Source organism: Citrobacter sp. H12-3-2 (genome assembly GCF_009649895.1).
GTDB classification, from domain to species: Bacteria; Pseudomonadota; Gammaproteobacteria; order Enterobacterales; family Enterobacteriaceae; genus Citrobacter; species Citrobacter portucalensis.
The window spans coordinates 261,470-287,656 of record NZ_CP045837.1 but is presented as its reverse complement, the minus strand read 5'-3'; the positions used below and the strand labels follow the sequence as shown (position 1 = coordinate 287,656).

At 53.9% G+C, this 26,187-nt stretch carries 26 protein-coding genes and 1 pseudogene; 9 read left to right on the top strand and 18 right to left on the bottom strand.

Translation table 11 applies throughout. The features are described 5' to 3' along the window. Nucleotides 1-14 precede the first annotated feature (14 nt). Both GHC22_RS01370 and GHC22_RS01365 read left to right on the top strand, forming a co-directional pair. Complete coding sequence (locus GHC22_RS01370) at nucleotides 15-986, top strand: DMT family transporter (RefSeq protein WP_111464607.1); 972 nt, start codon at nucleotides 15-17, stop codon at nucleotides 984-986. Next, nucleotides 983-2,017 (top strand): phosphotriesterase, encoded by a 1,035-nt coding sequence (locus tag GHC22_RS01365; RefSeq protein ID WP_003827595.1) that lies wholly within the window; start codon nucleotides 983-985, stop codon nucleotides 2,015-2,017. The genes GHC22_RS01370 and GHC22_RS01365 overlap by 4 nt, the downstream gene beginning before the upstream one ends. Before the next feature lie 44 nt (nucleotides 2,018-2,061). Here the strand turns inward: GHC22_RS01365 and ggt are convergent, their stop codons facing one another. Beyond that, nucleotides 2,062-3,807 carry a gamma-glutamyltransferase gene (ggt, locus tag GHC22_RS01360; protein ID WP_048215387.1) on the bottom strand — a complete coding sequence of 582 codons (1,746 nt, stop codon included), beginning with the start codon at nucleotides 3,805-3,807 and terminating at the stop codon, nucleotides 2,062-2,064. Between the two features lie 118 nt (nucleotides 3,808-3,925). On the opposite strand from ggt, the gene GHC22_RS01355 reads away from it, so the two are divergent. Next, nucleotides 3,926-4,366: a DUF2756 family protein gene (locus GHC22_RS01355; protein WP_048215386.1), complete on the top strand. Its 441-nt coding sequence runs from the start codon at nucleotides 3,926-3,928 to the stop codon at nucleotides 4,364-4,366. On the opposite strand, the gene ugpQ is transcribed toward GHC22_RS01355, so the two are convergent. The 11 genes from ugpQ to livK all read right to left on the bottom strand — a co-directional run bounded on the left by ugpQ (nucleotide 4,363) and on the right by livK (nucleotide 14,829). Further along, nucleotides 4,363-5,106 (bottom strand): glycerophosphodiester phosphodiesterase, encoded by a 744-nt coding sequence (gene ugpQ / locus GHC22_RS01350; RefSeq protein ID WP_111464603.1) that lies wholly within the window; start codon nucleotides 5,104-5,106, stop codon nucleotides 4,363-4,365. The two genes, GHC22_RS01355 and ugpQ, sit on opposite strands and share 4 nt — an antisense overlap. Then, on the bottom strand, nucleotides 5,103-6,173 hold the full coding sequence (locus GHC22_RS01345; protein WP_008786359.1) for a sn-glycerol-3-phosphate import ATP-binding protein UgpC: 1,071 nt from the start codon (nucleotides 6,171-6,173) through the stop codon (nucleotides 5,103-5,105). Before GHC22_RS01345 ends, ugpQ begins: the two co-directional genes overlap by 4 nt. Nucleotides 6,174-6,175: 2 nt before the next feature. Then, a complete protein-coding gene (ugpE, locus tag GHC22_RS01340; RefSeq protein ID WP_003023450.1) occupies nucleotides 6,176-7,021 on the bottom strand; it encodes a sn-glycerol-3-phosphate ABC transporter permease UgpE in 846 nt (281 codons plus the stop codon). Continuing rightward, a complete protein-coding gene (gene ugpA / locus GHC22_RS01335) occupies nucleotides 7,018-7,905 on the bottom strand; it encodes a sn-glycerol-3-phosphate ABC transporter permease UgpA (protein WP_003837841.1) in 888 nt (295 codons plus the stop codon). The genes ugpE and ugpA overlap by 4 nt, the downstream gene beginning before the upstream one ends. A 110-nt stretch (nucleotides 7,906-8,015) precedes the next feature. Next, a complete protein-coding gene (ugpB, locus tag GHC22_RS01330; RefSeq protein ID WP_003827583.1) occupies nucleotides 8,016-9,332 on the bottom strand; it encodes a sn-glycerol-3-phosphate ABC transporter substrate-binding protein UgpB in 1,317 nt (438 codons plus the stop codon). Between the two features lie 247 nt (nucleotides 9,333-9,579). Next, a complete protein-coding gene (locus GHC22_RS01325) occupies nucleotides 9,580-9,861 on the bottom strand; it encodes a hypothetical protein (RefSeq protein WP_153752079.1) in 282 nt (93 codons plus the stop codon). Nucleotides 9,862-9,962: 101 nt separating this feature from the next. After that, nucleotides 9,963-10,676, bottom strand: a complete 714-nt coding sequence (gene livF, locus GHC22_RS01320; protein ID WP_003827581.1) for a high-affinity branched-chain amino acid ABC transporter ATP-binding protein LivF — start codon at nucleotides 10,674-10,676, stop codon at nucleotides 9,963-9,965. 17 nt (nucleotides 10,677-10,693) lie between these two features. Beyond that, nucleotides 10,694-11,461, bottom strand: coding sequence for a high-affinity branched-chain amino acid ABC transporter ATP-binding protein LivG (gene livG, locus GHC22_RS01315; protein WP_003827578.1), 768 nt, complete (start codon nucleotides 11,459-11,461; stop codon nucleotides 10,694-10,696). After that, nucleotides 11,458-12,735 carry a branched chain amino acid ABC transporter permease LivM gene (livM, locus tag GHC22_RS01310; RefSeq protein WP_153752078.1) on the bottom strand — a complete coding sequence of 426 codons (1,278 nt, stop codon included), beginning with the start codon at nucleotides 12,733-12,735 and terminating at the stop codon, nucleotides 11,458-11,460. The genes livG and livM overlap by 4 nt, the downstream gene beginning before the upstream one ends. After that, nucleotides 12,732-13,658: a high-affinity branched-chain amino acid ABC transporter permease LivH gene (livH, locus tag GHC22_RS01305; RefSeq protein ID WP_003827575.1), complete on the bottom strand. Its 927-nt coding sequence runs from the start codon at nucleotides 13,656-13,658 to the stop codon at nucleotides 12,732-12,734. The genes livM and livH overlap by 4 nt, the downstream gene beginning before the upstream one ends. A 61-nt stretch (nucleotides 13,659-13,719) precedes the next feature. Further along, entirely contained in the window at nucleotides 13,720-14,829 is a 1,110-nt protein-coding gene (gene livK, locus GHC22_RS01300) for a high-affinity branched-chain amino acid ABC transporter substrate-binding protein LivK (RefSeq protein ID WP_003023433.1), read from the bottom strand. A 423-nt stretch (nucleotides 14,830-15,252) separates the two neighbouring features. On the opposite strand from livK, the gene panM reads away from it, so the two are divergent. Together panM and GHC22_RS24860 are read left to right on the top strand one after the other, a co-directional pair. Continuing rightward, on the top strand, nucleotides 15,253-15,636 hold the full coding sequence (gene panM / locus GHC22_RS01295) for an aspartate 1-decarboxylase autocleavage activator PanM (RefSeq protein WP_003827573.1): 384 nt from the start codon (nucleotides 15,253-15,255) through the stop codon (nucleotides 15,634-15,636). After that, a pseudogene (locus GHC22_RS24860) lies at nucleotides 15,621-15,748 on the top strand (hypothetical protein). The gene panM and the pseudogene GHC22_RS24860 overlap by 16 nt, the downstream one beginning before the upstream one ends. Nucleotides 15,749-15,831: 83 nt before the next feature. Here GHC22_RS24860 and livJ read toward each other — a convergent pair. From livJ to ftsY, 5 genes are all read right to left on the bottom strand, one after another. Further along, a complete protein-coding gene (livJ, locus tag GHC22_RS01290) occupies nucleotides 15,832-16,935 on the bottom strand; it encodes a branched chain amino acid ABC transporter substrate-binding protein LivJ (RefSeq protein WP_139153507.1) in 1,104 nt (367 codons plus the stop codon). A 320-nt stretch (nucleotides 16,936-17,255) separates the two neighbouring features. After that, nucleotides 17,256-18,110, bottom strand: a complete 855-nt coding sequence (rpoH, locus tag GHC22_RS01285; protein WP_003023425.1) for an RNA polymerase sigma factor RpoH — start codon at nucleotides 18,108-18,110, stop codon at nucleotides 17,256-17,258. Nucleotides 18,111-18,380: 270 nt separating this feature from the next. Beyond that, entirely contained in the window at nucleotides 18,381-19,439 is a 1,059-nt protein-coding gene (gene ftsX, locus GHC22_RS01280; RefSeq protein WP_020996073.1) for a permease-like cell division protein FtsX, read from the bottom strand. Then, on the bottom strand, nucleotides 19,432-20,100 hold the full coding sequence (ftsE, locus tag GHC22_RS01275) for a cell division ATP-binding protein FtsE (RefSeq protein WP_003023420.1): 669 nt from the start codon (nucleotides 20,098-20,100) through the stop codon (nucleotides 19,432-19,434). The genes ftsX and ftsE overlap by 8 nt, the downstream gene beginning before the upstream one ends. A 2-nt stretch (nucleotides 20,101-20,102) precedes the next feature. Beyond that, the gene (gene ftsY / locus GHC22_RS01270; RefSeq protein WP_008786366.1) at nucleotides 20,103-21,629 is read right to left on the bottom strand and encodes a signal recognition particle-docking protein FtsY; all 1,527 of its coding nucleotides are present in this window, start codon (nucleotides 21,627-21,629) and stop codon (nucleotides 20,103-20,105) included. A gap of 151 nt (nucleotides 21,630-21,780) precedes the next feature. Here ftsY and rsmD point away from each other — a divergent pair, with 151 nt between their 5' ends. After that, nucleotides 21,781-22,377, top strand: a complete 597-nt coding sequence (gene rsmD / locus GHC22_RS01265; RefSeq protein ID WP_153752076.1) for a 16S rRNA (guanine(966)-N(2))-methyltransferase — start codon at nucleotides 21,781-21,783, stop codon at nucleotides 22,375-22,377. Beyond that, nucleotides 22,367-22,642, top strand: a complete 276-nt coding sequence (locus GHC22_RS01260) for a DUF1145 family protein (protein ID WP_003023415.1) — start codon at nucleotides 22,367-22,369, stop codon at nucleotides 22,640-22,642. Before rsmD ends, GHC22_RS01260 begins: the two co-directional genes overlap by 11 nt. Nucleotides 22,643-22,741: 99 nt before the next feature. Here GHC22_RS01260 and GHC22_RS01255 read toward each other — a convergent pair whose 3' ends face one another. Then, nucleotides 22,742-23,101, bottom strand: a complete 360-nt coding sequence (locus GHC22_RS01255) for a DUF2500 domain-containing protein (RefSeq protein WP_048236961.1) — start codon at nucleotides 23,099-23,101, stop codon at nucleotides 22,742-22,744. 141 nt (nucleotides 23,102-23,242) lie between these two features. On the opposite strand from GHC22_RS01255, the gene GHC22_RS01250 reads away from it, so the two are divergent. Continuing rightward, nucleotides 23,243-23,869 (top strand): lysoplasmalogenase, encoded by a 627-nt coding sequence (locus GHC22_RS01250; protein ID WP_003827558.1) that lies wholly within the window; start codon nucleotides 23,243-23,245, stop codon nucleotides 23,867-23,869. Between the two features lie 74 nt (nucleotides 23,870-23,943). Continuing rightward, entirely contained in the window at nucleotides 23,944-26,142 is a 2,199-nt protein-coding gene (gene zntA, locus GHC22_RS01245) for a Zn(II)/Cd(II)/Pb(II) translocating P-type ATPase ZntA (protein ID WP_060682898.1), read from the top strand. The last annotated feature ends 45 nt before the right edge of the window (nucleotides 26,143-26,187 follow it).

Sequence of the window (26,187 nt, the reverse complement as noted above, 5' to 3'; positions counted from 1 at the left end):
ATAAGGATTGATGTATGAACAAGAATAAGTACTCAACCCCCTTACTGATGCTTGCCACCATCTTAGCCGGTATGCTCTCCCCGATGCAGTCTGCCGTTAATGGGCAGTTAGGACACTGGTTACAAGACGGTAATGCTTGCGCAGTAATCTCGTTTGCCAGCGGTCTGGTCGTCATGTTTTTTATTATTGTTGCGCGCAAAGAAACACGCCAGCAATTCGCCTCGATCCCGACGCTGATTAAAAAGAGAAAAATCCCGCTATGGAATTGGTTTGCAGGATTATGCGGTGCGATGGTCGTATTTTCTGAAGGCGCATCTGCCAGCGCGTTGGGCGTGGCCACCTTTCAAACTGCATTAATTTCCGCCCTGCTCCTTTCCGGCCTGCTGTGCGACCGATTTGGCGTCGGTGTCGATGAGAAGAAATATTTTACGCCATGGCGCGTTGCTGGCGCATTGTTCGCGGTTATTGCCACGATTTTTGTCGTGTCGCCACAATGGCATTCAACCTCCTTTATCCTGCTCGCTATCCTTCCATTTTTGGCAGGATTACTCGCTGGCTGGCAGCCTGCTGGAAATGCCAAAGTTGCCGAGGCCACGGGTTCTATGCTGGTTTCCATTACCTGGAACTTCATTGTCGGCTTTTGTGTGCTGGGCGCTGCACTGGCGATACGTGTCGCATTAGGCCATGTCACCGTCCAGTTACCCGATACGTGGTGGATGTATCTCGGTGGCCCGCTGGGTCTGCTGTCCATCGGGCTAATGGCGATTCTGGTCAGAGGCTTAGGTCTGTTGATGCTGGGTGTAGCGTCTACCGCAGGCCAGTTGCTTGGGTCGGTATTGATTGATGAATTGATCCCATCCTTAGGCAATACGGTCTATCTGGTCACCATCATCGGCACGTTGTTCGCGTTAGTGGGCGCAATTGTTACCACCATTCCTGAATACAGAGCATCCAAAATGGCGCAAAAAATGGAGGTGTCAGGATGAAAGGTTTCCTGCAAACCGTGACAGGCCCAGTGGCGCACACTGATATGGGGCTAACGCTCCCGCATGAGCATCTGTTTAACGATCTGTCATCCGTTGTTGATGAACCACATTATGCTTTTTCACAGCAACTGGTAGGAAAAAAAGTCAGTGCTGACCTACAGTGGGGACTGAAACACGACCCATACTGCTGCGCCGATAACATGGACAGAAAAGAGATTGATGATGTCATCTTTGAAATCAATAATTTTATGTCACTAGGAGGCAGGACGATTGTCGACGCGACGGGTTCTGAGTCTATCGGTCGGGACGCTTCATCGTTACGGGAAGTGGCAATAAAAACCGGTTTGAATATCGTTGCTTCATCAGGACCTTATCTGGAGAAGTTTGAAAGCACCAGGATCCATAAACCTGTCGATTCATTAGCCGCACTGATTGATAAGGAACTGAATCAAGGGATTGGCGAGACAGATATTCGCGCCGGTATGATCGGTGAAATTGGCGTGTCACCCGCATTTACCCAAGCGGAGCGTAACAGTCTGCGGGCAGCGTCTCTGGCACAACGTAATAATCCCCATACGGCGATGAATATCCATATGCCAGGGTGGCTGCGACTGGGTGATGAGGTGCTGGATATTGTCCTTGAAGAGATGAACGTCTCTCCGGCAAAAGTTTCGCTGGCACACTCGGACCCGTCAGGAAAAGATGTTGCCTATCAACGTAAAATGCTCGACCGTGGCGTATGGCTTGAATTTGACATGATTGGCCTGGACATCACTTTCCCTAAAGAAGGTATCGCCCCAGGCGTTCAGGAGACCGCAGATGCGGTAGCTCATCTGATTGAACTGGGTTACGCCGATCAGATAGTTTTAAGCCATGATGTTTTTCTCAAACAGATGTGGGCAAAAAATGGGGGGAACGGTTGGGGGTTTGTCCCGAATGTTTTCCTCGCCTATCTGGCTGCCCGTGGAGTAGACAACGATACTCTTCGCAAGCTCTGTATTGATAATCCAGCGCGGTTACTCACGGCATAGCCAACAAAACGCCCGGTGCCTGACACCGGGCTATTAATCAAAAATCAGTACCCCGCCGTTAAGTCATCCACGGAACGCGGGTCAGAAGCACCATACAGTGCGCCATCCGGTCCAACCATAATGCTCTGCGTGCTGCCCATCGCCTCTTTCAGCGCTACTTTCTGTCCTTTTTGCTCCAGCAGCTTGATTGTATCCGGGCTGAAGCCCTTCTCGATGCGCAGTTCATCCGGCAACCATTGATGATGGAAGCGCGGTGCGTTGGTCGCTTCGGCGACGTTCATCCCAAAATCAATGCTGTTGACCACCATTTGCAGTACGGTAGTGATGATTCGGCTTCCACCTGGGCTGCCGGTAACCAGCCAGGTTTTCCCGTCTTTTACCACGATAGTCGGCGACATCGACGACAGCGGACGCTTCTTCGGTCCAACCGCGTTGGCATCACCGCCCACCAGTCCATAAACGTTCGGCACGCCTGGCTTAGCGGAGAAATCATCCATTTCGTTATTCAGCAGAATACCGGTGTTACCCGCCACGATGCCGGTCCCGAAGGTGGTATTCAGGGTATACGTTACCGCCACGGCATTGCCGTCTTTATCCACTACCGAGAAGTGCGTAGTCTGGTTGCTTTCATACGGGGCGAGCTTGCCAGGTTTGATCTGGCTGGAGGGCTTAGCCTTGTTGATATCAATCTGATCGGCAAGCGTTTTAGCATAAGCTTTGTTGGTCAGCGCTTGCCACGGCACTTTCACAAAATCCGGGTCGCCCAGATATTCTGAACGGTCGGCGTAAGCATATTTCTCCGCTTCAGCCATAACCTGCATAGCATCGGCGCTGCCAAACCCGTACTTCTTCATATCGAAGTTTTCGAGAATATTGAGGATCTGCACGATGTGAATACCGCCAGAGGACGGCGGCGGCATGGAGAAGACCTGATACCCGCGATAGTCACCGCTGATCGGCGTGCGCTCCACGGCTTTATAGCTGGCTAAATCCTCTTTGGTCATCAGCCCGCCGTTCTTCTGCATTTCCCCGGCTATCTGATCTGCAATCGCCCCTTTATAAAACGCATCCGGACCATTCTCGGCAATCATTTCCAGACTTTTCGCCAGATTCTTTTGCACCAGCTTATCGCCCTTTTTCAGCGGCTCGCCGTCCTTCCAGAAAATGGCTTTGCTGTTCTCGTGATTAGGGAGCACCTCGCTGCCATAGGTTTTCAGATCGTCGGCCAGCGCGTCATTAACCACAAAGCCCTCTTCCGCCAGCTTCATCGCCGGGCGCACCACTTTGTTCAGCGGCATCGTGCCGTATTTCTCCAGCGCCAGCGAAAAACCCGCCACGGTACCCGGCGTACCGGATGCCAGATGCGACGTCAGCGACTTTTTCGCATCGGCGTTGCCCTGCTCATCAAGGAACATATCACGGGTCGCGCCAGCAGGCGCCATTTCACGAAAATCGATCGCGGTGGTGTTACCGTCTTTGGTACGCAGTAGCATAAAACCACCGCCGCCCAGATTGCCCGCCTGGGGATGCGTCACCGCCAGCGCATAGCCAACGGCCACGGCGGCATCGACGGCATTCCCACCCTGTTTAAGAATGTCCACACCAACCTGGGTAGCTAAAGCATCCACAGAGGCCACCATCCCATGCTTAGCACGTACGGGATGGAACACATCTTCCTCGACTCCGTAAGATACCGGCGGTGGCGCAGCCGGCGCGGCAGCAACGCTAAAACAACTTCCTGAGAGCAGAGCAGCAATGGCTACCCGGCGTAAAAACGTCGGTTTTATCATCGTTATTCTCCAGATGTATGGGGGTCGGCCCCCACTAAGCCTGGTGCATAACTCTGAAATAATCATCGTAACGGCGAGAAAGGAGTAAACTTAAGAGATCCCCGAGAGGAGAAAAGCGATGAAACGACTCTTACTTTTAGCCATGCTGTTGCCGTTTGCAGGCTTTGCACAGCCCATCAACACCATGAATAACCCGAACCAACCCGGTTATCAGATCCCGAGTCAGCAGCGTATGCAAACCCAAATGCAAACGCAGCAAATTCAGCAGAAAGGGATGCTCAACCAACAGTTGCAAACGCAGACGCGTATGCAGCAACAGCATCTGGAAAACCAAATTAACACCAACTCCCAGCGGGTCCTTCAGTCTCAGCCAGGCGAGTTGAATCCCAGCCAGCAGCAAATGCTGCCCAACAGCAACGGTGGGATGTTGAGTGGAACCCGTAACCCGGACAGCTCTCTGAATAAGCAACATATGCTGTCAGAGAAAAAGAACGGCGACATGCTGAAGCCCTCCAGCACGCCGCAGCCTAACGTTCCGTTAAAAACGATTGGGCCTTAAAAAGGTTGGAAATCCGGACCAATCGTATCAATGGCATCGGTACAGATGCAGTCCACGCCCCAGCGCAGCAGTTCCGCCGCGCGCTGGGGTCGGTTGACGGTATATACCAGAATACGTAGCCCCGCATCACGCAGCGCATCCACACGCGCTTCATCCAGCAGTTTGTGATTAAGATGAATAGAGACGCAGCCAAGCCGCATGGTCAGCTCGCGCCAGTCCTCGCGCCATTCATCAAGCAGCAAGCCTCTCGGCAGTTCAGGTACCGCCAACTGCGCCGATTCAAGTGCATCAATTTCAAAGGATGACAATAGTGGCGGCGTCATTCCCGCCCACAGTTCCCGCGCGGCCAGCGCCACGACTTTGCCGGTTAACGTTCCGGTACCGGTTGTGGGTTTAATTTCAATATTCGCCATCATACCGTGCTGACGGCAGCGCTCGGCCACTTGCGAGAGCAGCGGCAGCGGTTCACCTTTAAACTCACCGCTAAACCAGCCGCCGGCGTCCACGCGCAATAAATCCTGCCAGTTCAGCTCGCCTGCCACGCCCCAGCCGTTGCTGGTTCGCTCCAGGTTGTCGTCATGCAGTAAGAAGATCTCACCGTCTTTCGACAATTTAGCGTCAAACTCGATCATGGTATGCCCGTATCGCGCCCCCACGTCGATCGCCGCCAGGGTGTTTTCCGGGGCCAGCTTACCGCCGCCACGATGGGCGACAATATGGGGGTAAGGCCAGTTACTCATACGCGTTGTCCTGTTTCGCCATCAAAAAGATGCAGATGATTTTCCGGCAGATGCAGCCACAGCGTGCTGCCTGCCGTTGGGCGATGCTGATGCGCCAGTCGCACCACCAGCTTTTGCTCGCCCCAGCGTCCGTGTGCCAGGTTATCTGCGCCCAGCATTTCCAGTGTATCAACAACCAACGGCACGCCGCCTTCGGCCTGCGAGCTTAGCGCAATATGCTCTGGGCGGATACCCAACGTCATTTTACGCCCAATAGACTCTCTCGCGCTTCTGCCGATGGGTAGCGTCATGCCGCCCTCCAGTTCAAAATGGGTGCCCGAGGTACTGATGCACCCGTCCAGCAGGTTCATCGCCGGGCTGCCGATAAAACTCGCCACAAAGCGGCTGGCAGGCTTTTCATACACCTCAACCGGTGTACCTATCTGCTCGGCAATGCCTTTGTTCATCACCATCACCCGTTGGGCGAGGGTCATCGCTTCAACCTGGTCGTGCGTCACGTATAGCGAAGTGGTTTTCAGGCGGCGATGCAGATGTTGTAACTCCAGACGCATCTGCACGCGCAGCTTGGCATCGAGGTTAGAAAGCGGCTCATCGAACAGGAATACCGCTGGGTCACGCACAATCGCTCGCCCCATCGCTACGCGCTGGCGCTGACCGCCAGAAAGTTCGCGCGGACGACGTTTGAGCAGCTCACCCAGCTCGAGAATACGCGCCGCCTCATTTACCCGTTCAGCAATGTGCTCCTTGCCCATCCCGCGGATTTTCAGCCCCCAGGCCATGTTTTCTTCCACGCTCATATGCGGGTAGAGCGCGTAGTTTTGAAAGACCATCGCAATGCCGCGATCCTTCGGCTCCATCTCGGTGACGCGTTTATTATCAATCCAGATATCGCCACCGCTCACCCGCTCCAGCCCAGCCACCATCCGCAGCAGCGTAGACTTTCCGCAGCCGGATGGGCCAACCATCACGATAAATTCCCCGTCCGCGACGTCCAGCGTCAGCGGTTTAATCACCTGGGTTTTGCCGTCCCAGCTTTTGGTTACTGCCTGTAGTTTTAAACCAGCCATTTTTATTTCTCACTATCGACCAGACCGCGTACGAAGGCACGCTGCATGGCTAACACGATGATTACCGGAGGGATGAGCGTCAGCAGCATGGCAGCCATTACCTGGTTCCACTGCGTGGTGCCTTCACCGGTGGCGATCATGCCTTTGATACCCGCCACCGCAGTGCCCAAATTGACGTCGGTAATAATTAACAACGGCCACAAATACTGGTTCCAGCCGTAGATAAAGGTGATAACGAACAGCGCCGCCAGATTGGTTTTTGACAGTGGTAGTACGATATCGCGGAAAAAACGCATCGGTGACGCACCGTCAATTCGCGCGGCCTCAACCAGCTCATCCGGCAGGGTCATAAAGAACTGTCGGAACAGGAAGGTCGCAGTAGCCGATGCCATCAACGGCAGCGTCAGACCCGCATAGCTGTCGAGCATTTTCAGGTTGGCGATAACCTCCACGGTGGGGAAGATTCGCACCTCAACCGGCAGCATCAGGGTGATAAAAATCATCCAGAAGAACAGGTTGCGCAGCGGAAAACGGAACCAGACGATGGCGAATGCGGAGAGCATGGAGACGGTGATTTTCCCTACCGTAATACTGAACGCCATGATGAAGCTGTTAAGCATCATCAACCAGAACGGCGCGCTGTTGACGCCCACACCGTTGACCCAGATGTATTTCATGTTCTCCAGCAACTGCGTGCCGGGAACCAGCGTCATCGGTGTTTCAAACACCGCTTTGTTGTCCAGCGTCGCCGCGACAAACGCGACGTACAGCGGAAACAGGATCACCATGATCCCCATAATCAACATGGCATGGCTGAATATTGTCAGCCCACGACGGTTCTCAATCATTGGTAACGCACCTTACTTTCCACATAGCGGAACTGCACCACCGTCAAAATAATGACCAGGAACATCAGCACCACCGATTGTGCGGCGGAAGAAGCCAGATCCAACCCGACAAACCCTTCACGGTAGATCTTATAAATCAGCGTGGTCGTCGCCTGCACCGGCCCACCCGCCGTGGCGGCATCAATAACCGGGAAGGTATCAAAGAAGGCATAAACCAGATTCACCACCAGCAGAAAGAAGCTGACCGGGGCTATCAACGGCAGCGCCAGCTTAAAGAAGCGGCGAACCGGCCCTGCGCCATCAATCGCAGCAGCTTCGATCAGCGATCGCGGGATAGACTGCAGTGCGGCAAAGAAGAACAGGAAGTTGTAACTAATCTGCTTCCAGACCGATGCAAACACCACCAGGAACATCGCCTGACCGCTGTTTTGCGCATGGTTCCAGTCATAGCCAAACTCACCGAGAAAATGGGTAATCAGCCCGCGACCTGGGTTAAACAGGAAGATCCACAATACGGCGGCGACGGCAGGCGCGACGGCATAGGGCAACAGCATCAGCGTCTGGTAAAAACGGCTGCCGCGCACCACGTAATTCACCAGTGCCGCAAAAAATAACGACACCAGCAGACCGCTTACCGTGACTAACGTACTGAACTTAATGGTGGTCCAGAATGAGTCGAGGTAGTACGGGTCATGAAACAGCGCGACAAAGTTTTCCAGTCCGACAAACTGGCTGGAAAGACCAAACGGATCAACGGATTGTAGCGAGTACCACAGCGCTTCACCGGCGGGCCAGATAAAGAAAATAACGGTGATAACCAGCTGCGGAGCCACCAATAAATAGGGAAGCCAACGCGAGCGGAATACCGGACGGGATGAAGACATGTAGGTTCTTTTCCTGGAAGGTGCCGGATGGCGGTGCAAGCACCTTATCCGGCCTACAAACTACAAACTTGTAGGCCTGATAAGCACAGCGCCATCAGGCACTTATACACTTAAGACTTGGTCGATTGCTCAAAGCGGCGCAGTAACTGATTGCCACGCTCAACGGCGGCATCCAGTGCCTGCTGCGGGGTTTTCTTCCCGGTCCAGACGCTTTCCAGCTCTTCATCCACAATAGTGCGGATCTGCGGCATATTGCCCAAACGCAGCCCTTTGGTGAACGGCAACGGCGGCTTGTTCAGCATCTGGCGGGTGGCGATATCAGCCCCAGGGTTCTTCTCATAGAAGCCCTGCTCACGGGTCAGGTCGTAGGCAGCGGTGGTGATCGGCAGATAGCCGGTCTTCTGGTGCCATTCGGCAGCAATTTCAGGCTTCGCCAGGAAGTTGAGGAACTGCGCCACGCCTTCGTAGGTTGCTTTGTCTTTACCCTGCATCACCCACAGGCTGGCCCCACCGATAATCGCATTCTGCGGCGCGCCCTTCACATCGGCATCGTACGGCATCATCCCGACGCCATAATTGAATTTAGCGTAGTGGCGGATGTCGGCCAGCGAACCGGAAGAGGCGGTGGTAATGGCACAATCCCCGTTGTAGAACTTCTCAGTGGATTCGTCCTTACGCCCGAAGTAGCTGAAATCACCTTTTTTGTTCAACTCTTCCAGCAGAGCGATGTGTTTCACCTGTTCCGGTTTATTGAACTCCAGCACCGCGTCGGTACCGTCAAAGCCATTGTTTTTGGTTGCTACCGGCAGACCGTTCCAGGCGCTGAAGTTTTCAATCTGAATCCATCCCTGCCAGCCGCTGGCGTAACCGCACTTCATGCCTGCGGCTTTCAGCTTCGCGGTGTACTCCGCCAGATCCTGCCAGGTTTTCGGCGGCTGCTCCGGGTCTAAACCGGCTTTTTTGAAGGCATCTTTGTTGTAGTACAGCACCGGAGTGGAGCTGTTAAACGGCTGGGAGAGCAAGTGTCCGCTTTTAGAGTCGGTGTAGTAACCGGAAACGGTCGGTACGAACTGAGACTCATCGAAGTTAATGCCAGCCTCTTTGAATACTTCATAGACCGGTTTAATGGCTTTTGAGGCCATCATGGTTGCCGTACCCACTTCATAAACCTGCAGCAGCGCAGGCGCGTTTCCGGTACGGAAAGCGGCAATTCCTGCACTCAGGCTCTGCTCGTAGTTACCTTTGTACTGCGGAACAATTTTGTAGTCGGGATTGGCTGCATTAAAACGTTGGGCCAGTGAATCAACTTCTTTACCCAGTTCGCCTTCCATTGAGTGCCAGAACGGGATAGTGGTGACCGCCAGTGCCTGACCTGCAAATGCCAGGCTAAGTGCCAGTCCTAAAGCTGTATGTCGTAACGATATCATCGGTTATCTCTCTTGTTGTGCCGGATGCGCGATATCACGCGTTTTATGCTCGCGGGGGTAACATGACATGCTCGAATGACAGAAAAATAACTTTTTTATTACAAAAAAAAGATAGTAAGGCGACAAACAGATGGCAAGGCGGTGAAAGCGTAGTGACAGGAAAATGCGGGGTGGTGCACAACAAAGCCGGATATCGCTATACCTTCTCCGGCCAGGGTGGCGTTATCTGCTGCTCCAGCAAGGAAGATTAATCCCGACGCCAGCGTCGTTCATATTCATTCTGTAAACGCTGCTGCTCTCGTCGCTCACGTTCACGCTGGATATCTGATTTATCATCTTCCCAGCCAAGGCATACTGAGCTGGTAAACACTTCGCAGGGCGAGTTAGATTGCGCTAACGGGTTGTCCGGCTTTTCTTCCCAAATTGCAGGGTCGCGCGGGTCGAACGCTGGCGATGTTGAGGCCAGGGTGGTTAGTGAAAGCGTCAAAAACAAACTGCCAATCATCATGCAGGTACCTGAACGAATCATCCTTTCTCCATGTTCATTTTTATTATTGATAACTATTCTCAATAATAACATAGAGCAATAAAAAGGGGCCACAGCGGGCCCCTTGTCTATTCAGATAATGATTAACCGCCCAGATACGCACTACGCACCGCTTCGTTAGCCAGTAACGCATCACCGGTGTCTTCCAGCACCACATGACCGTTTTCCAGCACGTAGCCGCGATCGGCGAGCTTCAGCGCCTGGTTAGCGTTCTGTTCGACGAGGAAGATGGTCATCCCCTGCTCGCGCAGCTGTTCGATGGTGTTAAAAATCTGCTGGATGATAATCGGCGCCAGACCTAGCGACGGTTCATCAAGCAGTAGCAGCCTCGGCTGGCTCATCAGCGCGCGGCCTATCGCCAGCATCTGCTGTTCACCGCCGGACATCGTTCCCGCACGCTGAATACGACGCTCATGCAGACGGGGAAACAGGTCATACACCCATTTGATGCGTTCCTGAAACTGGTCCTTTTCGGCAAAGAAGCCGCCCATCGCCAGGTTCTCTTCCACCGTCATGCGGGAAAACACGCGACGCCCTTCCGGCACAATCGCTACCGCTTCGCGCATGATTTTCGCCGTCTGCCAGTCGGTAATGTCTTTACCATCAAAGACGATTCGCCCACTGGTCGCTCGCGGGTCGCCACACAATGTGCCGAGCAGCGTGGTTTTTCCCGCGCCGTTAGCACCAATCAGAGTAACGATTTCACCCTGGTTGATATACAAGCTGACGTCGTGCAGCGCCTGTATCTTGCCGTAGTGGGCGTTGACTTTGTCGAACGATAACATCGCCTTATCCATATTAATCCTCGCCCCCATTATGCTTCACCTAAATAGGCGCGGATAACATCCGGGTTATTACGAATCTGTTCCGGCGTCCCATTCGCCAGCGGCGTGCCCTGGTTCACCACGTAAATACGGTCAGAAATCCCCATCACCAGCTTCATGTCGTGCTCAATCAACAAAATGGTGGTGTTGTGATGGTTACGCAGTTCAGCAATCAGCTCGTCCAGCTCCTTGGTCTCTTTCGGGTTGAGTCCAGCAGCGGGTTCGTCGAGCATCAGGATTTCCGGCTGGGTCACCATGCAGCGGGCTATTTCCAGACGGCGCTGGTCGCCGTAGGCCAGGTTACTGGCCTGACGGTTGGCGTGCTCCAGCAAGCCAATACGCGCAAGCCAGGTGGCAGCGCGATCCAACGCTTCACTCTGCGCGCGACGGAACGACGGGGTTTTCAACAGGCCGGAGAAGACGCCGGTTTTCAGTTGCTGATGTTGCGCCACCAGCAGGTTTTCAATCACCGTCATTTCGCGAAACAGACGCACGTGCTGGAAAGTACGTACCACGCCCATACGCGCGATTTGCTGACCCGGCAACCCTTCCAGGTGCTGGTCGCGCAGCTTAATCGTCCCGCCGGTCGGCTTATAAAAACCGGTCAGACAGTTAAAGACCGTGGTTTTCCCCGCACCGTTCGGGCCGATTAACGAGACAATCTCCTGCGGTCGCAGTTCCAGTTCAACGTTGTTTACCGCCAGCAGACCGCCGAAGCGCATCATCAGGCCGTTAACGGATAATAATGGCTGACTCATGCCTGCTCTCCTTTTGCTTCCCCGTTTTTCAGCTTCAACTGTGGACGGGTCATCGGCAACAAGCCCTGCGGACGCCAGATCATCATCAGTACCATTAAACCACCCAGCATTAACATGCTGTATTCGTTGAAATCACGCATCAGCTCGCGTGACACCACCAGCAGGATAGCTGCGAGGATCACCGCAAACTGTGAGCCCATTCCGCCCAGTACCACAATCGCCAGCACAAAGGCCGACTCGGCAAAGGTGAAGGATTCCGGGCTGACGAAGCCCTGGCGCGCGGCAAACAGCGTACCGGCAAAACCGGCAAACGCGGCGCTGATGGTAAAGGCTGTCAGCTTGATGCGCGTAGGGTTTAAGCCCAGCGAGCGACAGGCAATTTCATCTTCACGCAGCGCTTCCCACGCACGACCCAGCGGCATACGCAGCAAACGGTTAATAACAAACAGCGAGAAGACCACCAGCAGCAGCGCCACCAGATAGAGGAAAATGACGCGGTCAGACGGATCGTACTTGACGTTAAAGAAGTTGCTGAAGGTATCCCAGCCGCCTTCACGGGCGGTACGGCTGAACTCCAGACCGAAAAAGGTCGGTTTCGGGATCTGGCTAATACCGTTTGGACCACCGGTTACTTCGGTGTTGTTGAGCAGCAGGATGCGGACGATTTCGCCGAAGCCTAAGGTCACAATCGCCAGATAATCACCGCGCAGGCGCAGTACCGGGAAGCCGAGCAGGAAGCCCGCAGCAGCGGAAACCAGTCCCGCCAGCGGCAGACAAGTCCAGAAGCCGAGTCCGTAATAGTGGTTCAGCAGCGCGAAGGTGTAAGCGCCGATGGCATAGAAGCCGCCGTATCCCAGCACCAGCAGGCCCGAAAGCCCTACCACCACGTTTAAGCCGAGGCCGAGGATGATATAAATCATCGTCAGCGTGGCGATATCCACCGTACCGCGTGACACCATAAACGGCCACGCCACGGCAATCACCAGCAGCGCCACCAGGAACAGCTTCTGTTTAACGGTGGAGCCATCAATCGCCGGCAGAATAAACTTTGGTCCGGAGACGCTCTTCAGGCCTTTCTGGAAGGCTGGACGCAGCAGTTGGAAAAGAAAGACCACGCCAGTGCCGATAAACACCCACTGCCAGCGGATATCCGCGGCGGTATTGACCACCAGCTTGGTACCGTCCAGCTCTAACTGAACGCCCATAAAAACGCCCGCCAGGACGAAGAACATAGCGGCAGAGAGCAGCGCCATTGCAAAATGCATCGGTTTCATACTTTCTCTACCTCCGGGCGACCCAGAATACCGGTCGGCATCACCAGCAGCACCAGAATCAGCAGCGCGAATGAAACAACGTCTTTGTATTCAGTACTCAGATAAGCAGAGGAGAGCGCTTCCGCAACGCCCAGAATCAGGCCGCCGATCATCGCCCCTGGAATGCTGCCGATGCCGCCCAGTACCGCCGCGGTAAAGGCCTTCATCCCGGCCATAAAGCCGATGTATGGGTTAATTACGCCATAGAACTGACCGAGCAGCACGCCCGCTACCGCCGCCATTGCCGCACCAATCACAAAGGTCAACGCAATCACGCGATCGGTGTTAATGCCGAGCAGGCTGGCCATCTTCAGGTCTTCGGCACAGGCACGGCAGGCGCGGCCCATACGGGAGTAACGGATAAACAGCGTCAGCGCCAGCATCGCCAGGAAGGTTACGATCCAGATAACCAACTGCATGGTGGTGATGGAAGCAGAGAAGTTATCGCTACTGCCGACAGTCCACTGGCCATTAAACAGGCTGGGCAGCGCCACGTCGCGCGAACCTTCCGTCAGGCTGACGTAGTTTTGCAGGAAGATAGACATCCCGATAGCGGAAATCAGCGCGATCAGGCGCTTGGAGCTGCGCACGGGCCGATACGCCACACGTTCAATGCTCCAGCCGTAGGCGCTGGCAATGACAATCGCGCCGACGAAGCCCGCCGCGACCAGTAGCCAGCTGGAATCGATGCCCATCATCATTAGCGCTGCGATGATCATAAAGGAGACATAGCTGCCGATCATATACACCTCGCCGTGGGCGAAGTTGATCATACCGATAATGCCGTACACCATCGTGTAACCGATGGCGATCAGCGCGTAGGTGCTTCCCAGCGTGACGCCGTTAAACATCTGCTGCAAGAAATAGAGGAACTGCTCGGACATAAGGTAACCTTTTTAAACCCGCCCGTTTTGCACGGGCGGTGGGATAACTCGTCTTCAGGTATTACTTCGCGACGGTCGAAGAACCGTCTGCATGCCACTGGAAGACACCAAACTCAAATCCCTTCAAATCGCCTTTTTCATCCCATTTCAGCGGCCCAATCACGGTATCAGCCCCGTGTGCTTTCAGATCTTTCACCAGGTCCAGCGGCTCTTTACTACCGCTGCGATCCATTGCTGTCGCCAATGACTGGACGGCTGCATAAGTGATCCACACGTATGGTCCGGTTGGATCTTTCTTGTCAGCTTTGAGCGCATCGACGATAGCCTTATTCGCCGGATCCTGGTCATAGCGTTTTGGCATGGTTACCAGCATGCCTTCAGCAGCATCACCGGCGATGTTAGACAGCGACGCATTGCCGACGCCCTCAGGTCCCATAAACTGGGTTTTCAGTCCGACGGAACGCGCCTGGCGCAGCATTTGCCCCATTTCCGGGTAGTAGCCGCCGTAATAAACAAAGTCGATATTTTCTTTTTTCAGGCGAGCGATCAGCGCAGAAAAATCTTTTTCCCCGGCGGTGATACCGTCAAAGAAAACGATGTTGGCTTTGCCCGCTTTCAGGCTGTCCTGCACCGAACGCGCCAGACCTTCACCGTATTGCTGTTTATCGTGAATGATGGCGATACGCTGTGGCTTCACCTTCTCCAGAATGTATTTCGCGGCGGTCGGCCCCTGAGAGGAGTCCAGGCCCGCTGTACGCATAATGTGAGCGTAACCGCGCTGGGTCAGTTCCGGGTTTGTGGCACCCGGAGAAATCATCAGAATGCCTTCATCTTCATAGATATCTGATGCGGGTTGCGTGGAGGATGAGCACAGATGTCCAATAACGTACTGAATGCCGTCATTGACGATTTTGTTCGCTACCGCAACGGCCTGTTTCGGATCGCAGGCGTCGTCATATTCCACTGCAACCAGTTTGTCGCCTTTGACCCCGCCTTTGGCATTGATATCTTTAATGGCCTGACGTGCGCCATTAAATTCCATATCGCCCCACTGCGCGACCGGACCTGACATCGCGCCGACAACAGCGACCTTGATATCTTCCGCCATGACCGCGTGTGACATTGCCAGTGCTATCACCCCTGCGATGATTGTTTTCGCATTCCGTTTCATTACCTGAATCCCCATTCGTGACGTAATTAATATTTTGTATTTATGTGGTTAAAAAGCAGTCTGTGCTTTTTTTGAACTGCACTATTTTTACCAGTCTCATTAATGGTTTAGCGCAGTTTTTTAAGCAAAATCAGGCTAAAATCTCTATTTTTCAGTCGATTAAGAAAAGATAATATTCTGCTTTTCACTATAGATAAACAAAAAAAAGCACGTTTGTCAGCATAAAATAACGGCACAAAGAGCCGAATAAAATGCTGCATTCCAGGGTATTATTCTGCCTGTTTTTCAATCTCTACGGTTTCAAACTGTCATTACCGTTGTTACAAAATTATTAATCTGGTTATTCACATAAAAAAGAGAAAGCATCCGGGCGAATTATTTCGGTACACTCATTCCATCTTTTGTGATTTGGACATGCTGTTAATGAAGCTGACCATCGTTCGTTTAGATAACTTTAGCGACCAGGACCAGATTGATCTGGGCAAAATCTGGCCGGAATATTCCGCCTCATCGTTAAGCGTAGATGAAACGCACCGGATCTACGCCGCACGATTTAACGAGCGTCTGTTAGGCGCAGTTCGCGTAACCCTGAGCGGCACGCAAGGTGCATTAGATTCATTGCGCGTACGCGATATCACCCGCCGTCGCGGCGTCGGGCAGTATTTGATCGAAGAAGTCATCCGGGAAAACCCTGACGTGAGTTCATGGTGGATGGCCGACGTCGGCGTTGAAGACCGCAGCGTGATGGCCGCGTTTATGCAGGCGTTAGGGTTTACAGCCCAGGAGAATGGCTGGGAAAAAAGATAAAAAAGCCGGATGGCGCTGACGCTTATCCGGCCTACATGCTGGGAGCAAAAAATAAAAAACCATCTCGCAATTTTCCAAGAATTTCACGTTGCAGGAAGGCGGCAAGTTATGAAGTCCCCGGGAGCTTACATAAGTAAGTGACCGGGGTTGAATAACGTAGCCAACGCATCTGCAGCGCGAAAGGCGCCAGGAAAATTATTTGGCGTCGGTCGCCGTCCCGTTTGCATGCCAGTCAAACACGCCGAATTCGAAGCCTTTCAGATCGCCCTTCGCATCCCATGACAGCGGCCCCATTACGGTTTCCACTGAGTTTGCTTTCAGGTATTTGGCAATTTCAGCCGGGTCGTCAGACTGGTTCAGACCTGCCTGCAAGGATTGCAGCGCGGCGTAGGTGGTCCATACGAATGCGCCGCTCGGATCCTGTTTCTTGGCTTTGATCGCGTCCACAATCGGTTTGTTCGCCGGAACCTGATCGTAGTTCTTCGGTTTCGTTACCAGTAAGCCTTCTGCAGACTCACCCGCGATGTTAGACAGCGACACGTTCGCTACCCCTTCTGGTCCCATAAACTGGGTTTTCAGACCCGCAGCGCGTGCCTGGCGCAGGATCTGCCCCATTTCCGGGTGGTAACCACCGTAGTAAACGAAATCGATATTCTCTTTCTTCAGACGCGCCACCAGCGTAGAGAAATCTTTCTCGCCAGCGGTGATCCCGTCGAAGAACACCACGTCAGCGTTGGCTTTCTTGAGGTTGTCCTGCACGGAACGCGCCAGGCCTTCACCGTACTGTTGTTTGTCGTGAACGATCGCAATGCGCTTCGGCTTCACTTTTTCAACGATATATTTGGCAGCGGTTGGGCCCTGATCGGAATCCAGACCGGTGGTACGCATCACCAGGTTATAGCCGCGCGCGGTCAGCTCAGGCGCCGTTGCCGCTGGGGTGATCATCAGAATGCCTTCGTCTTCATAGATATCTGACGCAGGCTGAGTGGAAGACGAGCACAGGTGGCCGATAACATATTTAATCCCGTCGTTGACCACTTTGTTAGCTACCGCTACCGCTTGTTTCGGGTCACAGGCATCGTCATATTTCACCATGACCAGTTTGTCGCCTTTCACGCCGCCTTTGGCGTTGATATCTGCAATCGCCTGCTCTGCGCCAGTAAATTCCTGATCGCCATACTGCGCTACCGGACCGGACATCGCGCCGACGACGGCAACTTTAATATCCTTAGCAAACGCCATATTGCTCAAAGACAGGGCGATACATCCTGCCAATAACGCTTTACCCTTCATATTCATCCTGACAATCCCCATTATTGTGGTTATTACGTGTGTTGTGATGTTGTTGTTCAGCACTTTATTTCGATTATTGGATAGCCACCCGTGCTTTAGCAGCATACTCTGCTAAAACATACCCGATTTTTATTATTTTGGAATAGCTAAATTTACATCCAGATAACAAATTCGTATCTGGGGAGGGGAGGAAAGGTCGTAGGCCCGATAAGCAAAGCGCCATCGGGCAAAGGTGTTGCCGGATGGCAGCGTAAACGCCTTATCCGGCCTACAAAAAACAAAACCCCCGAATTCACATTCGAGGGTTCATTGGCAATGCGCGAAGATTACGCTTCGATCGCCGCGCGCAGTTTTTTCATGGCGTTCTTTTCAAGCTGACGAACACGTTCAGCGGAAACGCCGTAGCGATCGGCCAGTTCCTGCAACGTCGACTTGTTGTCTTCGTCCAGCCAACGGGCACGAATGATGTCCTGGCTACGCTCGTCCAGACCTTCCATTGCGTGGGTCAGTTTGTTCGCGGCCTGATCTTCCCAGTTATCTTCTTCAATGCCGTCGGCAAAGTTAGAAGATTTATCCTGCAGATACAGCACCGGGGCCATCGGCTGGCTGTCAGACTCATCGTCTGAAGACATGTCAAACGTCATGTCCTGTGCCGCCATACGGGATTCCATTTCGCGCACGTCTTTGCTGGAAACCCCCAGCTCGCGAGCAACCATTTCAACTTCGTCCTGGTTAAACCAGCCCAGACGCTGCTTGGTTTTACGCAGGTTAAAGAACAGCTTACGCTGTGCTTTGGTGGTCGCAACTTTAACGATACGCCAGTTACGCAGAACGTATTCGTGGATCTCAGCTTTGATCCAATGCACGGCGAAGGAAACCAGGCGCACACCCACTTCCGGGTTGAAACGGCGCACAGCTTTCATCAGGCCGATATTACCTTCCTGAATCAGATCCGCCTGCGGCAGGCCATAGCCCGCATAATTACGAGCAACATGAACAACAAAGCGCAGGTGAGACAGGATCAGCGTTTTAGCTGCTTCCAGATCGCCCTGGTAATGCAGCTTTTCAGCCAGTGCCCGCTCCTCGTCAGCCGACAACATCGGCCACGCGTTCGCAGCCCGGATGTAAGATTCCAGGTTACCAACAGGGGCTAAAGCTAAATTTTGCATTTCTTTGGTCATTCAAATCCTCTCAATCTTTTCATCTGGCGCATTGGCTAAAAACTAATTAACAAAAACCAGTAGCAACAACCATGCCAGAGCTTATGAGCAACGAGAATATCATTCAATCTTTTATCAGACAGTGATTTTATCCACAAGTTCCATGTCGTAATGTGTATAGATTACGCACAAAATGTGACATCACAATGAATACGCCGGGAAGAGATCACAGGGACTCTTTCCCTGCAGAGCGAACTACTCAGTGCAGGGAAAGATTATACCAGAGATTTTTTAATCGGGGGTAAAGTGGCGTAAATGTTGAACCGTGGCAAGCCAGGCTGCCACCCAGCCAATCATTGAGCACACCAGCAGCAATAACAGGCACTCATCGAATGATAAGCCATTGATATCAAACTTGGTTCCAAATACCTGTGCCACCTCAGTCACCGCTGACGACAAACGCATCACCAAAATTTCTGACAAAATCAGTGAAAGAAATGCACCGGAAAAACCGAGCAGTGCACCGCCGTAGAGGAACGGACGCAGGATAAATCCATCCGTCGCGCCAATCAGTTTTTGCACGTTAATGGTATCGCGACGCGCAAAAATACTCAGACGCACGCTGTTACCGATGACGAGGAAGACCGCCGCCACCATCAGCACGCCGATCATCGCGGAAACGCGCCCGACAAGGCCCGTCAGCGCCGCCAGGCGAGCGAACCAGCTGTCATCCATTCGCACTTCATCAATACCGTTGATTTGTGCGATGCGGTCACGCAGCGTGTTCAGCGACTCCGTACCCTGGAAGTCCAGTTTCGGGATAACAACCGCCACGGCCGGAAGCGGGTTCTCTTCCAGCATATCCAGCGCGCCGCCAAAGCCAGACCAGTTGCGGAATTCACCCAGCGCGTCGTCACGGGAAAGATAATTCACTTTCTCCACGCCCTGCTCGGCCTGCAACTGACCAACCACCCGCGCCGCCGCATCATCATCCAGCGTTTTTTGCAGGTAAACGGTGATCTGCGGAGACGGATAATACTGGCTTGCCGCATGGTTTACGTTCTTATAAACCATGTAGCACACGCTTGGCAGCGTCAGGGAGATGGCAATAACCATCACCGTCAGAAACGTCGCCAGCGGCTTGCTTTTCAGGTCCTGTAACGCGCCCTGAAACGCATAACGTACCTGCTCGTTAAAGACATTGGTTTTACGCGAATTCGGCTTTGGCGCGGCTTTCGCACGCTTTGGCGTGTTGCGACCGCCGTCACCCGGCGCACCGCCCGATTTACGAAAGCGATCCAGTCGGCCACCGAACTGTTTGATTTGGTTAATAGCGTCACGTCTATTCATGCGCCAGGCCTCCATGCAGATGTCCATCGCTCAGAACCATTTGGCGATAGGAGCGACGGGAGATCAGGCCAATATCGTGCGTGGCCATTAATACCGTGACCCCGACGCGGTTAAACTCTTCGAACAGGCGAAGGATCCCTTCTGACAGCGCGTCATCCAGGTTCCCCGTTGGTTCATCCGCCAGCAGCACCGCAGGTTTGTTCACCACCGCACGGGCGATGCCGACGCGTTGTTGTTCACCGCCGGAGAGCTGAATCGGGAAGTTTTTCGCTTTGTCCAACAGCCCGACCTTATCCAGCGCCGCTGACACGCGACGACGAATATCGTCCCCGCTGGCACCCGCGATGATTAGCGGGATTGCCACGTTGTCAAACACGGTTCTGTCCATCAACAGGTGGTGATCCTGAAAAATCATGCCAATCTGACGACGCAGAAACGGCACTTCACGGTTTTTCAAACGGCTGATGTCATGCCCGCTAAAGTAGATTTTCCCGGCGCTGGGCCGTTCAATTCCACAAATCAGCTTCAGCAGGGTACTTTTCCCCGCGCCGGAGTGGCCGGTCAGAAACGCCATCTCGCCAGGCTGCATATGGAAAGTCACTCCCTGCAGCGCTTGTCTCCCACCGAGATAGGCCTTGCTGACATGTTCAAAGCGAATCATTGTTAATCCTCTCGGGCAAAAAGTGCCTCTATAAAATCGTCCGCTTTAAACGGACGTAAATCCTCGATACGTTCGCCCACACCGATATAGCGGATAGGGATGCCAAATTGATCGGCAACCGAGAAGATAACCCCGCCCTTCGCCGTACCGTCCAGCTTGGTCAGGGTGATACCGGTTAAGCCCACCGCTTCATGGAACAGTTTGGCCTGGCTTATCGCATTCTGCCCGGTGCTGGCGTCGATAGTCAGCATAACTTCATGCGGCGCATCTTCGTCCAGCTTCTTCATGACGCGAACGATTTTTTTCAATTCTTCCATCAGGTGCGATTTATTCTGCAAACGCCCTGCGGTATCAGCGATCAGCACGTCTACGTTACGCGCCTTCGCCGCCTGGATGGCATCAAAGATAACGGACGCGGAATCCGCGCCAGTATGCTGAGCAATCACCGGGATGTTGTTACGCTGACCCCAAACCTGCAGCTGTTCTACCGCCGCCGCACGGAAAGTATCACCTGCCGCCAGCATTACCGATTTACCCTGCTGCTCAAACTGACGCGCCAGCTTACCAATAGTGGTGGTTTTGCCCACGCCGTTGACGCCAACCATTAAGATAACAAATGGTGTTTTGCCATCAACGTTCAGCGGTTCGTCAACCTTCGCCAGAATCTCGCCCATCTCTTCTTTCAACAGACCGTACAGCGCTTCCGCATCTTTAAGCTGCTTACGGCTGGCGCCTTCCGTCAGATTCGCAATGATCTTGCGGGTCGTTTCTACACCCACATCAGCGATCAGCAACTGCTCTTCCAGCTCTTCAAACAGATCATCGTCGATTTTTTTACCACGGAACAGACTGATAAATCCGGAACCGAGGTTTTCTTTTGTTTTCAGCAGGCTGCGTTTCAGACGCGCAAAGAAACCTTCTTTGGTTGGTTTTTCCTGCTCCTGGACCACCTCTTCTTCTACCGGTTCTTCTACAGCAGGTTCTTCTACCGGCACCACCATAACCGCTTCTTCAGCAGCCTCAGCGGCCAGCGCCTGTGCTTCCAGCTCTTCGTCGGTCAGTTGCGGTTCGTTTTCAGCTTCTTCTTCAGCCGCCTCAACGATTTCCACGGTTTCCGCTTCGGCCTGCCATTCTTCGGCAGAAACTTCTTCAGTTTTCACCTCTTCCGGCAGCGGCAATTCTTCGCGTTCGATAACCACCGCTGCTGGCGTTTCCACTACAGTTTCAGCAACGGGTTCAGCAACCGGCTCAATCTCCGGCTGCGCTTGTTCGGCGACAGGTTCTTCTTCCGGCTGCAGTTTTTCGATTTCCGCAACCTGTTCAGTTACTTCAACGACTTCAGCTGCAAAGGCTTGCGTTTCAGCCTCGCTACGGGTTTCCTCGACGTGCGGCTGTTCGTCAACGACGGTAGTTTCTTCAGCAACCGGTTGTTGTTCTTCATTTTTTACTTCTGTCTCGTTTTCCGGTGCCTGCTCTTTTTGACCAAAGCCCAGCCAGGAAAAAAAGCCACGTTTTTTCTCTTTCGCCATTTGCGACTACACTCCCCCGCTGTTGCTTCATGGCACAGCGTCAACGCTATGTACATAGCAGCTAAAAAAATGATGAAATAGTCTATCACTTAACTTAACTCACATCACCGCCTGGAATGACACGTCAGCAGCGGATTGAGCAATAATTGAAATGAAAAAACCGAATCACTCTGGTAGCGGCCAGATCCGCATTATTGGCGGGCAATGGCGTGGCCGTAAACTCCCGGTTCCGGACAGCCCCGGCTTACGTCCGACCACCGACCGTGTGCGCGAAACGTTGTTTAACTGGCTGGCCCCGGTAATGGTCGATGCTCACTGTCTGGACTGCTTCGCCGGCAGCGGCGCGCTGGGGCTGGAAGCCCTCTCTCGCTATGCAGCAAATGCGACGCTTCTGGAGATGGATCGCGCGGTATCTCAGCGGCTACAAAAGAATCTCGCCACGCTGAAAGCCTCCCATGCCCGCGTCGTCAATACCAATACGCTGACATTTTTGGCTCAGGCAGGTACGCCGCATAACGTGGTATTTGTTGACCCGCCGTTTCGCAAAGGATTACTGGAAGAAACATTAACTCTTCTGGAAACTCATGGCTGGCTGGCAAATGAAGCGTATATTTACGTTGAAAGCGAAGTAGAAAACGGCTTACCGCCGGTTCCGGTGAACTGGTCGCTATACCGTGAGAAAGTCGCCGGACAGGTCGCCTATCGCCTGTACCAACGTGAAGCACGAGGAGAACACGATGCTGATTAACCTGGGACGCCTGCTGATGCTGTGCGTCTGGGCATTTTTACTACTGAATATTTTCCAACCCTTTCCACGCCCGCTTAACATCTTCGTTAACGTCGCACTGATATTTATGGTGCTGATGCATGGCATGCAGCTGGCGCTGCTAAAAAGCACCATGCCTAAAGATGGCCCGCAGATGACCAACGGAGAGAAAATCCGTATTTTTCTGTTCGGCGTCTTTGAGCTACTGGTGTGGCAGAAGAAGATTAAAGATCAGTTGAAGAAGTAGCTGTGATCTTTTCGCCCGGCGGCACGTTGCGGGCCGGGGCGAAAAATCTGTAGGCCGGATAAGGCGTAAGCCGCCATCCGGCATCAGTCAGATGACACCTTAGCGTTCAAGCGTAAAATCAACAAATCGCGAACCTTTGTAACTCAGCGTGCCTTTATCCCCGACCGTTAACGCGTGGTACTGCTGCGCATCCAGACGAAACGTCTGCTCCATCCCCCCGTTTTGTGGCTTAAAGCTGGCTTCATAGCGCATGCTGGTTCCTGCCGGGCTTACTTCCTGCTGACGGGATCGTCGATCGTTTAGCGGTTTTTCCCGTTTGTTACTTACCACCACCTGCTTTTGCACCAGCGGCGCCGCATCATTATCGGCTTTTTCTCGCCGCTGCTGAACAAAGCGAAACGACGCAGCGACAACGATTAAGACAATGATAACAATGAAAAAAAGTGGTGGTTTGCTCATATTATTAACCCATCAGAAAATGCGGAAATAAGCATACATCGCCTGTTATGGTGTTGTCATCTGGCTGTGTCGACCTCTACACTGGACAGTAGAGCCGTGAGCACCCCGCTTACGAAAAAATAACGAATTCAAGGAACTAAGATGCTTTGGTCGTTTATCGCTGTCTGTCTTTCCGCATGGTTGTTCGTGGATGCTTCCTATCGTGGACCTGCCTGGCAACGCTGGGTCTTTAAGCCCCTGACGTTACTCCTGCTGGCGCTGCTGGCCTGGCAGGCGCCAATGTTTAACGCTATCAGCTATCTGGTGCTGGCTGGCCTGCTTGCCTCGCTGCTGGGCGATGCGCTGACGCTGTTACCGCGCCAACGCCTGCTGTACGCCGTGGGGGCATTCTTCCTGTCGCATCTGCTGTATACCATTTACTTCGCCAGCCAAATGACGCTGTCGTTCTTCTGGCCTTTGCCGTTGGTGCTGGTAGTGCTGGGGGCGTTGCTGATCGCCGTGATCTGGACGCGTCTGGAAGAGCTGCGTGTCGCTATCTGCACCTTTATCGGCATCACGCTGATGATGGTCTGGATGGCCGGTGAGCTGTGGTTCTTCCGCCCGACCGCCCCGGCGCTGTCGGCATTTATGGGCGCATCCCTCCTGTTCATCGGCAACATTGTCTGGCTGGGCAGCCATTACCGTCGCCGCTTCCGCGCCGATAACGCCATTGCCGCCGCCTGCTACTTCGCCGGACATTTCCTGATTGTTCGTTCGTTGTATCTTTAAAACGCTTGACTCTGGAGTCGACTCCAGAGTGTATCCTCCGGTTAATACGAAATGATTATCAACCGGAGGATGCCATGTCGACACCCGATACCCGTGGCAAAAAAGTCCCACAATTCTCTTCTTTCAAGCCAGCGCCTGCACCACAAAAGGCGGATGACTGCTGCTGCGAAGGAAGCTGCTCCACTACACCAACCGTATCCGATACCGTAATAGGTACCCGCTATTCCTGGAAAGTGGCAGGCATGGACTGCGCAGCTTGCGCCCGCAAAGTAGAGAATGCGGTCCGCCAGGTCAGCGGCGTCAACCAGGTCCAGGTTCTGTTCGCCACTGAAAAACTGGTGGTCGATGCCGGTTCCGATATCCGCCAGCAAGTTGAAAACGCGGTGCAAAAAGCAGGCTATACCCTGCGCGATGAGCACGCGACGGACGCCGCCCCCGAGTCACGTTTTAAAGAAAACCTGCCGCTGATTTCGCTGATTATCATGATGGCGATTAGCTGGGGGCTGGAGCAGTTCAATCATCCTTTCGGTCAGATAGCGTTTATCGCCACCACGCTGGTCGGTCTGTATCCCATTGCCCGTCAGGCCCTGCGTCTGATGAAAACCGGTAGCTACTTTGCCATTGAAACGTTGATGAGCGTCGCCGCTATTGGCGCACTGTTTATCGGCGCGACGGCGGAAGCCGCCATGGTGCTGCTGCTGTTTTTAATTGGCGAACGCCTGGAAGGATGGGCCGCCAGCCGCGCCCGTAAAGGGGTCAGCGCTCTGATGGCGCTCAAACCGGAAACCGCCACACGCCTGCGTAACGGCGAGCGCGAAGAGGTGGCTATCAATACCCTCCGGCCTGGCGATGTTATTGAGGTTGCCGCGGGTGGGCGTTTACCTGCCGACGGCAAACTGGTCTCCGGCTTTGCCAGCTTTGATGAGAGCGCCCTGACCGGCGAATCGATCCCGGTTGAACGCGCCACCGGCGAGAAAGTCCCAGCGGGTGCCACCAGCGTGGATCGTCTGGTAACGCTGGAAGTGCTCTCCGAGCCGGGTGCCAGCGCCATTGACCGTATTCTGAAGCTGATTGAAGAAGCGGAAGAACGCCGCGCCCCCATTGAGCGCTTCATTGACCGTTTCAGCCGGATTTACACTCCGGCCATTATGGCGGTTGCGCTGCTGGTCACCCTCGTTCCACCGCTACTGTTTGCCGCATCCTGGCAGGAGTGGATTTATAAAGGGCTGACGCTGTTGCTGATTGGCTGTCCTTGCGCTCTGGTGATTTCAACGCCCGCAGCCATTACCTCTGGTCTGGCCGCTGCGGCGCGTCGTGGGGCGTTAATCAAAGGCGGAGCCGCGCTGGAACAGTTGGGTAGAGTCACTCAGGTGGCGTTTGATAAAACCGGCACCCTGACCGTCGGTAAACCACGCGTCACGGCGATTCATCCGGCAAGCGGTATTGGTGAGGCTGAACTGCTGGCACTGGCGGCAGCGGTAGAGCAAGGCGCGACACACCCGCTGGCACAAGCGATTGTCCGAGAAGCACAAACGCGCGAACTGACTATTCCTGTCGCAAAAGAGCAACGGGCGCTGGTTGGCTCTGGAATTGAAGCGCTGGTCAACGGCGAACGCGTACTGATTTGCGCCGCTGGTAAGCAGCCTGCCGACGCCTTTGCCGGGCAGATTAGCGAGCTGGAAAGCGCGGGCCAAACGGTGGTGTTGGTGCTGCGTAACGATACTGTACTCGGCGTACTGGCCCTACAGGACACGCTGCGCGATGACGCTCGCAGCGCCATCAGCGAGCTTAATCAGATTGGCGTGAAAGGCGTGATCCTGACCGGTGATAACCCGCGTGCGGCAGCCGCCATTGCCGGTGAACTGGGCCTCGAATTCAAAGCGGGACTCTTGCCGGAAGATAAGGTGCAGGCCGTTACCCATCTTAACCAACAGTCGCCGCTGGCGATGGTCGGCGACGGCATCAACGACGCCCCGGCAATGAAAGCGGCTACCATCGGCATTGCGATGGGAAGCGGGACCGACGTCGCGCTGGAAACCGCCGATGCAGCCCTGACCCACAACCGTCTGCGTGGTCTGGTGCAAATGATTCAGCTGGCGCGGGCCACCCATGCCAATATTCGCCAGAACATTGCGATTGCGCTGGGTCTGAAAGGGATTTTCCTCGTCACCACGCTGCTCGGGATAACCGGATTGTGGCTGGCAGTGCTGGCGGATACGGGGGCGACGGTGCTGGTGACCGCGAACGCGCTGCGGTTGTTGCGTAAAGGGTAGTGCCTGTTTCTCGCCTGATGGCGCTTCGCTTATCAGGCCTACAGA